The sequence below is a fragment of the uncultured Granulicatella sp. genome (assembly GCF_963515615.1).
Taxonomy (GTDB): domain Bacteria; phylum Bacillota; class Bacilli; order Lactobacillales; family Aerococcaceae; genus Granulicatella.
In genome coordinates, this window is record NZ_CAUPZT010000053.1 from 1 (window position 1) to 9,939 (window position 9,939).

The 9,939-nt window shown below is 32.1% G+C and carries 10 protein-coding genes; all 10 read left to right on the forward strand.

Translation table 11 applies throughout. The features are described from left to right. Positions 1-17 precede the first annotated feature (17 nt). Positions 18-605, forward strand: coding sequence for an ABC transporter ATP-binding protein (locus RYL55_RS07495; RefSeq protein WP_315008358.1), 588 nt, complete (start codon positions 18-20; stop codon positions 603-605). Continuing rightward, positions 605-1,786, forward strand: coding sequence for an ABC-2 transporter family protein (locus RYL55_RS07500; RefSeq protein WP_315008359.1), 1,182 nt, complete (start codon positions 605-607; stop codon positions 1,784-1,786). The genes RYL55_RS07495 and RYL55_RS07500 overlap by 1 nt, the downstream gene beginning before the upstream one ends. 80 nt (positions 1,787-1,866) lie before the next feature. Next, on the forward strand, positions 1,867-2,973 hold the full coding sequence (locus RYL55_RS07505; RefSeq protein ID WP_315008345.1) for a 3D domain-containing protein: 1,107 nt from the start codon (positions 1,867-1,869) through the stop codon (positions 2,971-2,973). Between the two features lie 141 nt (positions 2,974-3,114). Further along, positions 3,115-3,891, forward strand: coding sequence for a class I SAM-dependent methyltransferase (locus tag RYL55_RS07510; RefSeq protein WP_315008346.1), 777 nt, complete (start codon positions 3,115-3,117; stop codon positions 3,889-3,891). After that, positions 3,891-4,622: a class I SAM-dependent methyltransferase gene (locus RYL55_RS07515; RefSeq protein ID WP_315008348.1), complete on the forward strand. Its 732-nt coding sequence runs from the start codon at positions 3,891-3,893 to the stop codon at positions 4,620-4,622. The genes RYL55_RS07510 and RYL55_RS07515 overlap by 1 nt, the downstream gene beginning before the upstream one ends. 13 nt (positions 4,623-4,635) lie before the next feature. Beyond that, positions 4,636-5,571 carry an ABC transporter permease gene (locus RYL55_RS07520; protein WP_314111033.1) on the forward strand — a complete coding sequence of 312 codons (936 nt, stop codon included), beginning with the start codon at positions 4,636-4,638 and terminating at the stop codon, positions 5,569-5,571. After that, positions 5,568-6,353, forward strand: a complete 786-nt coding sequence (locus tag RYL55_RS07525; RefSeq protein WP_315008350.1) for an ABC transporter permease — start codon at positions 5,568-5,570, stop codon at positions 6,351-6,353. Before RYL55_RS07520 ends, RYL55_RS07525 begins: the two co-directional genes overlap by 4 nt. After that, on the forward strand, positions 6,350-7,864 hold the full coding sequence (locus RYL55_RS07530) for an ABC transporter substrate-binding protein (protein WP_315008352.1): 1,515 nt from the start codon (positions 6,350-6,352) through the stop codon (positions 7,862-7,864). The genes RYL55_RS07525 and RYL55_RS07530 overlap by 4 nt, the downstream gene beginning before the upstream one ends. After that, positions 7,864-9,276, forward strand: coding sequence for an ATP-binding cassette domain-containing protein (locus RYL55_RS07535; RefSeq protein WP_315008354.1), 1,413 nt, complete (start codon positions 7,864-7,866; stop codon positions 9,274-9,276). The genes RYL55_RS07530 and RYL55_RS07535 overlap by 1 nt, the downstream gene beginning before the upstream one ends. A 189-nt stretch (positions 9,277-9,465) precedes the next feature. Continuing rightward, positions 9,466-9,939: YSIRK-type signal peptide-containing protein (locus RYL55_RS07540; protein ID WP_315008356.1), on the forward strand; the 474-nt coding region annotated here is incomplete at its 3' end.

Here is a 9,939-nt window from a genome sequence, read left to right on the forward strand (position 1 = left end):
AAAAAGTGGGGATTTGTATGATTACACTGAATCAAGTTCGTTTAAAAACAAGAGAAATGATTTTAAAAGATATAGATTTTACCTTTGAAAAGGGAAATATATATGGAATGGTTGCGATTAATGGCTCTGGAAAAACTACATTATTTCGTGCAATAAGTCGGTTAATTTCAGTGAATAGTGGACATATCATAGCTCCTTCTTCACTATTTTATTATGAAACGGTTGAATGGTTTGATGGAAATCTGAGTGGAATAGATTATTTAGTTTATATCAAAAATGTTTGGAATTCATCTCAAAATTTAGAGAATGAAATTGAGTATTGGGAAATGTCTGACTATATTCATCTACCCATTCGAAAATATTCACTAGGGATGAAACAAAGATTATTAATAGCAATGTATTTTATGAGTCAAGCAGACTGTTGGTTAATGGATGAAATTACAAATGGTTTAGATGAGTATTATCGTACTAAGTTCTTCAATCGATTAAAAGAAATCAAAACACAACAATTGATTATCATAAGTTCTCACTACAAAGAAGAATTAATGGATGTCTGCGATAAAATTGTAAAGATTGAAAATTGTCGAATAGAAGAGGTGCAATGATGAAACATTTTAGTTTATTTTTAGTAAAAAAAGCCTTAAAAAGTCGATTAAATGTGATTATAGTTGCATTGCTAGCAATTGTAATTAGTATTGCATTTTATATGAATAGTAGAACGGCACAGAAACTTAGTTTAGAAAGTCAAATACAAAGTAGCATCGTAAAAAACGAACAACTTATTAAAGAAAATGAAGATAAATTATCTCAAACGACAGATACTGAGTCAGAAGAATATCAGTCTACAAAGAATAATTTAGATAAGAATCAGAATCAATTAGAGGAAAGAAAACATATTCTATCTTTATTAGAACAACAAAAGTGGAAAGAGGCTTATGCTTTACAAGCGAAACATGAAGAAAAGACTTTTGGAATCGTTTCAAAAGAGGCTCATTCTAGTGCGGAATTAAAACAGGCAGTATATCGTGAATGGAAGGTGTATGAAGCTTTATCCCCATTAAATATTAAGGCTCATCATTTAGGTTTCCCAACTTATGGCATTGATCAAGTAGTATGGACGCTGGGTACTATTATTCCAACTTTATTTTTAATTTCGATCATTTTTATGTTAACACAACTATTTACAGATCGATTTAAAGGTAATTTGGATACCGCTAAGTTACTTCCTTTTTCAAAAGTGAAGTTTGCTATTAGTTCTTTTGGAGTAGGAGTTGGGTATGTAACCATTGTGTTTCTAGTAATCTGTGCTATTTCTTTATTTTTAGGATTATTCAATCAAGGGTTAGGAACTTTGGAATATCCATATCCAATTTTTGATGTTGCTAAGCAAGAGATAGTGATTGTTAAAATACAGAATATATTATTGGAGAGTTTAGCCTTAGAATTTTTAGTATTTATCGTTATTGTTGAAGTAGTCTATTTAATTAGTTTCTTTTTCAAACAAAAAACAGTTGCTTTATTTATCTCATTAATTTTAATTGTGGGATTCGTCTTTGGTATAAATGTAATTGAACCTTTACAGAGAGTAGCACATATTATTCCATTTACTTATTTACGTTCAGTTGAGGTTTTAACAGGAAGCTTGCCTCAAAATATTAATAATGCACAATTAAGTGGGAGTATGGGAATAATTGTCCTTCCTATTCTTATTATAATTTTATTTGTGTTTATTTTACTTCTAGAGAAAGTAAATGGTTTCTCGTTCAAAAAAGTTTCGAATCAATAAAGATCAAGGATAAAACGTAACAACACTGTAATACGGTTGTTACGTTTTTTTTATATGCAAATTGTATAATGAAGAATACTATGGAGAAAGTGTGGTGTATTGTACTGGATAAACGATTAAGAAAAAGTTTTATTTTTAGTGGATTAGCATGTCTATTTATGACTAGTTATCCAATGTCCATTCATGCGCAGGAAATTTCTCAAGAATCGATTCAACAATTAGAACATGAAATTTCTCAAAAATTAAATGTTGCTAATGAGAAATATCGACAAGTTGAAAGATTGAAACAAGACTTAAATGAATTGAAATCCAATCAAAAAGAATTAGAATTTCAAATAAATGAACAGCAAGAAAAATTAGCAGAAAAGGAAACCGTCGTTAAAGAAAGAATGGTAGCTTTACAATCAAGTGGAGTGATTTATCAACGATTTGTTCAACTGCTTCAAGCAACAAGTATTTCGGATTTCTTTCATCGATTAATCGTTATTCAAGAATTATTCAAGGTGGATATTTTAACGATTCGAAATTATCAAAAAGAAGTTCAAACATTAGAAATTTCGCAAAAAGAATTAAGAGATACAGAAGATACTTTATTAAAAAAACAAGAAGAGTTACAAACAGAATCTACACTTTATGCGGATAGTATTCGAGTGTTAAAACAAAATCTTGCGACGAATAAAGAAGCATTATTTGCAATTCGTGAACAAGAAAGTAAGGCTCAAGCATTAAGTGAGAATAGCGAACCAACAACTCATCATGCTCCTGAGGATAAGAAAACAGAACAAGTTCATTCAACTGAAGTTAAAGATTCAATAGTAAAAAATAATATTGAATCCAAAGGAAATAATAAGACTTCTTCTAATTTTCAGTCACTTTCAAATGAAGTAAAATCAACGTCAAATGGGAAAGAATTTGCAGCAGAAGCAACTGCTTATTCTTATAAACAACCGGGATTAAGTAATTATACAGCGATGGGAATTGATTTAAGATCGAATCCAAATGTTATTGCAGTAGATCCTACTCAAATTCCGTTAGGCACTTTAGTGGAAGTTCCAGGTTATGGGATAGCGATTGCTGGGGATACAGGTGGAGATATTAAGGGGAATCGAATTGACTTACATTTTCCTGAAGTACAACAAGCAATGGATTTTGGTAGACAAAAAATTACAATAAAAGTAATGAATTAAGAAGAATTTCAGAGGCGCTGAAATTCTTTTTTTTGTAGAAAAAATTCTGATTTTGTGATTATTTGTTAACATAAATTCCGATATACTTTGATAAACTTGTAACAGATTAGCATCGAGTTAGGAATTAAGGGAGTAACAAATGTGAACTTATTAGAAGAAATACAATATTATTGGAATCATCGTTATACAGGATATTCCAAGGTGAATCAAAAAGAATTAGAGGGAATTCAAAGAGAAAGATGGAAAAAACAATTCAAACGATTGTTACCAGAAAATCAAAATCTGAAGGTTTTGGATATAGGAACTGGTCCTGGATTTTTTTCAATTATTTTAGAAGAATTGGGATATAGCAATATTACTGGTGTAGATTACTCCTATAAAATGCTAGAAGTTGCTAAAGAGAATATTCAAAAATATGGTAAGGAGCATTCAAGTATACAACTCATTCAAATGGATGCTCAGAATTTAGAGTTTGAGCCAGAAAGTTTTGATATTATTGTTAGTCGAAATTTAACTTGGAATTTACAAAATCCACAACAAGCCTATTCAGAATGGTTAAGAGTGTTGAAACCGTATGGAGCTTTATTCATCTTTGATGCGAATTGGTATTCTTTTCTTCAAAATGAACAATTAGAAAAAGAATTTGAAGCAAAGCGTCAAAAAGTGATAGAAGAAAAGCTAGAAGATTATTGGCAAGGTGAAGGTGTTGATGAGGAAAAAATGACCTGGATTGTTCAACAATTGCCTTTAACCTATCAACAAAGGCCACAATGGGATATCGATTATTTTTCATCACAGGAAGATGTTTCAGTAGAAACGGAAGAAAATTTTGGAGATTTAGTCTGGAATTATGAAGAACAATTAAATTATGGTGCGACACCGATGTTTTGTATCAAAGTCGTAAAGGGGGATGCGTGATGACACAAGAACAAACTATTCATGAGAGAGTTGAAAATTATTGGACAAAACGAAGCTCTTCTTTTTTAGAGCAACGTACAAGAGAATTTCATAGTCCATTGAAGGAGCGTTGGATTACAGAGTTTGCCAAATATTTACCACACAAGAAATCTTTAAAAATTTTAGATATTGGTTGTGGAACAGGATTTTTTACAGGCATTTTAAGTCAGATGGGGCATGAAGTAATAGGAATTGACTTAACAAAGGAAATGATTCATTTAGCGACTGTTTTTGCGAAACAGGAAAAGTTTAATGCGCAATTTTTAGTGATGGATGCTCAAAATCTAGCATTTGAGAACGCAAGTTTTGATATCGTCATTGCTAGAAATGTGACTTGGACATTACCAGATGTTCCTAAAGCTTATGATGAATGGCTTCGAGTAATAAAAAAAGGTGGATTACTCATTAATATTGATGGAAATTATGGTGCTTCGAGTATGACGGATACGAGTCATTTGCCACAGCATCATGCGCATCATCATTTAAGTCAAGCTACTTTATCAGAATGCGAAATGATTCAAAGAAGTCTATCCATTTCAAGTGAAGTAAGACCTCAATGGGATGTGCAATATTTATTAAACCAAGAAGTTAACTCTCTTCAAATTGATCGAACAATTAGCCATAGAATTTATCTAGAAAAAGATGAATTTTATAATCCTACACCTTTGTTCTTACTATGTGCTAAGAAGTAAGGAGTGGTAGTGAATGTTTAAAGGTTTGAAAAGAATTTTAACCATATCTATTTTATTTGTCGGTATTTCATTTTTTGTATTTTTACTCATTCATTTAGCACCTAGTGATCCTGCTTCTGTTAAAATGTCTGCTGGGACTGGTCGTGTCTCTTCAGAAGCTCTTGCACTTATGCGTGAGGAAATGGGACTGAATCAACCTTTACTTGTACAATATGGGAATTGGCTCTTTACATTTCTCCAAGGTGATTTTGGTAAGAGTTTAATGTCTGATATCAAGGTTGAGAAATTAATGATTCCAGCCGCTTTGAATTCAATTCAATTGGCAATTATTACTCTAGTGATTTCATTAGGAATCTCCATTCCGTTTTCGATATTTTTGGTGAGATGTCAAAACCGAATTGTAAAATTACTTTTTCAATTAATCTTATTTTTTTACATGTCATTACCATCTTTCGTCATTGGTTATTTCTTAATGTATGTATTTAGCGTTCAATTAAAATGGGTTCCATTATTATCCAATCAAGGTGGGATTGGATTAATATTACCGATTATTACAATTGTGATTCCGGTGAGTGCAAAATTTATTCAACAATTTTCAGCGTTGTTAGAACAAGAATTACAACAAGAATATGTTAAAGTGCTTTATTATCGTGGGATGGAAGAGTCAAAAATTTTTCAAAGACATTTATTGAAAAATATATTTCCTACAATGGTGACGATTATTTTACTATCATTTGGTTCTCTGATGGCTGGTGTCGTTGTGGTAGAAACGATTTTCTATTGGCCAGGAATTGGGAAGTTATTAATGGATAGTATTAGTTCAAGAGATTATCCAGTCGTTCAGATGATAGTTGTATGTATTAGCTTTTTATATTTGGTACTCACTCAAATTTCGGATGAATTACAGAATCGGACAGATAGCCGTATTAAAGGTGGTGAATTGCCATGAACAATAAAAGAAAATGGGTTATGTCACTCATCTTAATAGGATGTGTATTACTATTGTGGAGTACAGTGTTCCTTAACTACGAAACGATGAATGCTAGTGATTTGTTAAGACCACCAAACGCTCATCATTGGTTTGGAACGGATGACTTTGGTCGAGATGTGTTTATTCGAGTGATAGTAGGAGCTAGATATTCTATCGGCGCTTCTCTTTTAATCGTTGGATTATCTTATTTAGGTGGAATGTTTTTAGGAGGAGTAGCTGGGTTATTTGGTGGATGGATTGACAGAATCGTAACGAACCTCGTAGATATTTTATTAGCCATTCCTAGTTTACTCATAGCCATTACGGTAGCTGGAGTATTAGGTGGAGGCTTAAGAAATGGGGTCATTGCGCTTGTCATTAGTTATTTGCCTTATTATGCCAAATTAACAAGAGGAGAAATTCGTAACATTAAAGTTCGAGAATATGTAACGGCAATGTATATGCAAGGAGCACCATTATGGTATCGGCTGATTACAATTTTAAAAAATATTCAAGTACCATTAGTGACGTATATGATTGTCAATGTTTCAAGTACAATCTTAAGTTTAGCAACATTATCTTTTTTAGGGATAGGAGTAAAAGTTCCTCAACCAGAATGGGGAGCGATGTTAAATGAGGGAAGATTATCGTTTGAACAAGCACCATGGTTAATGATTGCACCAGGACTTGCGATAACTCTAACGATTATTATATTTAACGGAATCCACTATTGGATTCAACAGAAAGGGAGAAATTTATGAAATTAAAAAATATGTTATTAACCATTGCAGCAGCAGTATTGGTAGGATGTGCCCCCGTACAGCCAGCATCCCAACAACAAGAAAGTACTCAAAATTCAACTTTTAAAATTGGATATTCTCAATTTACAGCAGGCATTGATCCCGCAAAAGATTGGGAAGGTTGGTATACCATTCGTTTTGGGATTGGAGAAACATTATTCCGTTTAACAAAGGATTTTGATGTAGAACCATGGTTAGCATCCTCTTATAAGAAGATTGATGATCAAACATGGGAAATTCATTTAAAAGAAAAACTTACATTTTCAAATGGAAATGCTGTTACTAGTGACGCTGTCATTGCTAGTCTTCAAAGAGTAGGAGAAAACCATAAGTCGGGTAAAATTTTTAAAACAGCTACTTATACTGCTAATGATTCACTAACTTTTACAATTCATACTGAAAAACCAAGTCCTCAGTTTATTCATGAATTAGTGGATGCTAAAACAGCGATTGTAGATGTAACAAGTACGGATAAAATTATAGGAACGGGCCCTTATGAAGTGACAGAATTTAAGCCAAATGATTCGATTTCATTAACAGCTTCCACTCATTATTGGGCTGGAAATGCTTCAATTAAGGAAGTTCATTACCAATTAATTCCAGATCAAAAAACATTAGAATTAGCGATTAAATCTAAAGAAGTAGATGGTGGATTAGATTTAAATGATGATGTAGCCGATTCATTAATGAAAGATTCTTCTGTTCAAGTCTATAATCAACCAAGTACAAGAACGTATCATTTAGAATTGAATAAAGCCAGATTACAAGACAAAAAAGTACGACAAGCGATTTTACATGCGATTAATAAGCAAGAGTTGACACAAGACTTCTTAAAAGGTCATGTCACTCCAGCTGATGGTGCGTTTTTAGATTCAAGTATTTATTCAAGTGGTACATTTGCTAATAAACAATACCAACCAGAAATGACAACTAAATTATTAGCAGAAGCCGGCTATAAAACAAAAAATGCAGATGGTATTTTAGTCAATGATAAAAATGAACCTTTACAAATTGTTCTAAAAACTTATAAGAGATTAGCTATTGAAAAAATTGCTACAGCACTTCAACAACAATTTAAACAATTAGGGATTGATTTGAAAATTGATATTCAAGAAAAAGTCGATGGATTAAACCAATTAGATTATGATATTGCATTAGCTTCAGCATTAACATTACCAACGGGAGATCCTCACTACTTCTTAGATGCAACATTATCGAGTGATGGAGCTTTAAATTATGTTAAAAATTCAGACTCATGGTTAGATGAAAAAATTTCTACCTTAGCTCATGAAGTTGATGCAGCTAAAATCCGTAGCGAAGTCTCAGAAATTCAAGATTATGCGCGAGATGAAGCAGTTGTCGACTACATTGGATTTGTTAACTTACATGGGGCAATGAACAATTATATTCATCATTTTGAATTATCTCCATCTGATTTCTATCATATTACGAATAAATTGGTAAAAGACTAATGACACAGAAAATTCTTGACGTCAAACAATTAAATGCTTCTTATGGACAGGAAGTAGTCCTCAAAGATTTAGATTTTTCCATTAAAGAAGGAGAAGTCATTGGAATTATTGGGGAGTCGGGTATTGGGAAATCGACTTTTTTAGAATGTATTCTTGGGAATATTCATCAAAAGGTAATGATGAATGTGACTGAAATGAAGTTTTTAGAAGAAAACTGGTTAATATTAGATCGTAACAAGAGAAGAGAATATTTGAGACAGGATATTGGCATCATTTTTCAAAATGGACAACATAGTTTGGATCCCTTATTTACAATCGGTCAACAGTTGGAAGAATTAATGGTACAACCAAATCTTACAAAAATTGTTGAAACTCTGAAAATGGTTAAATTAGAGGAAAAAGTATTACAATTATATCCTCACGAATTATCTGGAGGAATGTTGCAAAGAGTGATGATTGCAATGGCTTTTATCAATCAGCCGAAATTAATTATTGCTGATGAACCCTTTAGTGCTTTAGATGCTCCTTTGCAAGTAGAAATGATGCAATTAATCGTTGATATAGCAAACCAAAATCGTACTGCTACGATTTTGGTGACGCATCAACAAGAGTTAGCCTATCAATTTTGTACGAAAGTTTTGACTTTAGAAGAGGGACATTTTATAGAGCAAGAGGAAGCGCTACAAGAAAGAATCCCCTTTGTCCGAGATACGGGTGTAGATACAGAAGTATTTTTTCAATTGAAAAATGTATCGAATCATTATCAAAGTGATGATGCGATTCTTCAAAGCGTTACGGTTGATATTCCAAAATACGAAGTAACTGGAATAATGGGTCATTCAGGAGCAGGAAAGACAACTCTTGCAAAGATTTTATCAGGCTTTATTCCATACGCAGGAAGTATTGAGATTGAAGGAAAAGAGTTAAGAGAGTTATTGGCTTATGAAAAACAAAGCTATTACCGAAGAGTACAATATTTATTCCAAAATAGTTTATTATCTTTTAATCCGAATCAAACAATATTGAAGAGCTTGGAAGAACCGTTAAGATTTATGCGAGAAATTAAGAATCAATCAGAACGGATTCGAATGATAAAGGAATTATTTACAAGCCTAGAGTTAGAATTGGCTTGGTTAGAAAAATATCCTCATCAATTATCTGGCGGACAATGTCAAAGATGTGCGATTGCAAGGGCTATTTTAGCACAACCTGAGTGCTTAATTTGTGATGAAATAACGAGTTCATTAGATGATACGAATCAAGAAAAAGTTATAAAAGTATTACAAAAAGTTCAAGAAGAAACAAAGATGACAATAGTATTTATTAGCCATAATCAGTCGTTAATTGAAGCGATTTGCTCGAATGTTATTGTGTTAACAGAAGGGCGATTGATGGATGCTTTTAATTCATGAGACTAAAAACATAAGAATGAATATTTTGAATAGAATAAAATGTACAAGAATCCCTTACTAACAAAATAGTAGGGGATTTTAGTTTATGAAGAAATAAGAATAGAAAATTAGTAATGTTTGATAAAATTTGTGAATAAATGTATAATTAACATGCCAGTGAATTGATTAACAAGAAAGGATGCTTGAAGTATGAAATTTAAAAGAAATAACAAAGAAAAAACTTTACGTTTCTCAATTAGAAAATATCATGTCGGTGCAGTTAGTGTTGCTGTTAGTGCTATGTTATTTATAGGAAGTGGTGCAGTATATGCAAAAGATAATGGGATACCATCTTCTGAATTAGCAAATGAACATTTATCAGAAAATAATAAGCCAAAAGATTCTCTTTCGGCTAATGACAGTTCAAACATTGAACATACTAATTTAGAGAATACTGAAACAAATAAATTAAATGCTGTTATTCATACATCTAATACAGTAGATAAAAATAGTGGTTCAGCTTCAACAACTACAGGAACAATAGAAAATTCATCAAACTCAGGTAGTTCAGAAACTACACCAAATCCCGAACCTTCAAGAACTAGAAGATTTAAAAGAGATACGACAGCAAATTATGATGGTAAAGTAAGTCTTATCGGTCAATGGACAAGTGAATCACACGAA